The organism is Micromonospora sp. DT228 (assembly GCF_049841595.1).
Taxonomy (GTDB): Bacteria; Actinomycetota; Actinomycetes; order Mycobacteriales; family Micromonosporaceae; genus Micromonospora.
On record NZ_JBNCKO010000066.1, the window covers coordinates 1 to 411 of the forward strand.

1 riboswitch is annotated in these 411 nt (G+C 71.0%).

The window, feature by feature from the left end:
• Positions 1–147 precede the first annotated feature (147 nt).
• Positions 148–278: riboswitch (cyclic di-AMP (ydaO/yuaA leader) on the forward strand.
• The last annotated feature ends 133 nt before the right edge of the window (positions 279–411 follow it).

Consider the following 411-nt stretch of genomic DNA (forward strand, 5'->3'; position numbering starts at 1 on the left):
GGCGCGGGGCGCGCGTGAGAGCAACGTCACTGGCCACCGAGGGTGAACACGAAATGACGCTTTTAGTCGGCATCCGGACGTAGATCCCCAGCGGCGATCTCGGGTAACCTCGCTGCCGGTCACCGCCGAAGGCGCGCAGCGGCGCCTGCGGTGCCGCCGCCCAATCGTCGCGAGACGAACCGGGGAACCAGGTAACTGGGGTGAATCCGCACCAGCGGTAGGGGCCACTTCCGCCCCGAACCCGTCAGCTAACCCGGTCGGCGGTCGACGGAAGGGAACACTGTGACGGCACCCCTACGCCGCTGGTTGACGCCCGTGGTGGCCGTGTTCGCGGCGTTCGCGGTCCTCGCCGGGCCGGCAGCCCCGGCGCTGGGCGCGCCCTCGGCACCCAAACCCTCCGGGCACGAGGAG